The sequence below is a fragment of the Pseudoalteromonas sp. SR44-5 genome, from assembly GCF_014163675.1.
Taxonomy (GTDB): domain Bacteria; phylum Pseudomonadota; class Gammaproteobacteria; order Enterobacterales; family Alteromonadaceae; genus Pseudoalteromonas; species Pseudoalteromonas rhizosphaerae.
Genome location: NZ_JACJDT010000127.1, coordinates 1 through 1,123 on the forward strand (window position 1 = coordinate 1; position 1,123 = coordinate 1,123).

At 37.4% G+C, this 1,123-nt stretch carries 2 pseudogenes; both read right to left on the reverse strand.

Annotation, left to right across the window (positions count from 1 at the left end):
* A pseudogene (locus H5154_RS22775) lies at positions 1 to 501 on the reverse strand (hypothetical protein); the annotation flags it as partial.
* Between the two features lie 102 nt (positions 502 to 603).
* Positions 604 to 1,123 (reverse strand): annotated as a pseudogene (locus H5154_RS22780) (hypothetical protein); the annotation flags it as partial.

Genomic DNA, 1,123 nt, shown 5'->3' on the forward strand with positions numbered 1-1,123 from the left:
GCATACAATATCAGCCCATTTAAAACAACAATTACCCAGCTCATCACGCTCTTCACAACCAGGTATCTTATAGGTAAAGCCGACTAACTGTTTTTTTCTGTCAAAATATATTTGCTTTTTAGGGATGTAACTATCTGTTATTGGTAATAAGTTAAGAAAAAACAAGTTCCAAGAAAAAGTGAGTATAGGTATCCACCATTGAAATGGCTCATTGGAATAGGTGGCCACAAAGCAACAGATCAACAAGATTAAACTCAAAGTAAATCCGATTATTATGGGACCAAATAAAATAACCCTAGCGGAATTATTTCCACACATTTCTATTTTATATCGCTCTGGGTGTTTTTGAATTACTTTTTGCTTTTTTGTAGGTAAATCATATAAATAGCATAAGCCTTTGAATTTTCTCTTAAGGCTATTTAATCTCTCTGGGTAAAAAAAACGATTAAATCGCGTTTTTTTACCCATGATATCAACGGCTAGGTAGTCATTATTTTGCATTTAATATCCTTATTGTTTAATCAACCTTGGCACTTTAAAGTGCCTCGTTTGAATTCCTTTTCTGATTGTTAACGTATCATGGACCCTGAAACTTAAGCCGTTTCACGGAAAGCCGATAAAAAGCTGAAGCGCAAGGTGCTTAGCTTTATATTTCCACGTTAATTGTTCTATGCGCTCAGGCTCTGCTTTCCAATGCTGCCAAGGTTTGATTATTTCTTCCTGCTCTCTACCTTTTAGCCAATCAAATGGAAATGCTTCACTCAGAATTTCCTCTTCAATTTCTAATTGCTGCGAAAACGAAAATGAGGACCAAAACTCATCAGGCCGATTATTCCTCTTATCAAATTCAGCTGTAATGGGGTCTAAATGGCGGTGTCGTTCATATACCGGCACATCGGGCAATGGCTTGCTTAAATCCATAAAGCGCACATAACGTTCCCACAATAAATAACAATGGACAGGGTTAGCTGAAAGTTCGACAACTGAACCGGTAACAGTTGTTTTAGGGTACTTCTCTTGGTCTATGTGGCTAATTTCTGGAAAGTAATTCATTACACCCGGCGCGCCCATTTTCGAGGTTAACCTGCAAACAATCTCTTCCCATTTAAAGCAACAGTTACCT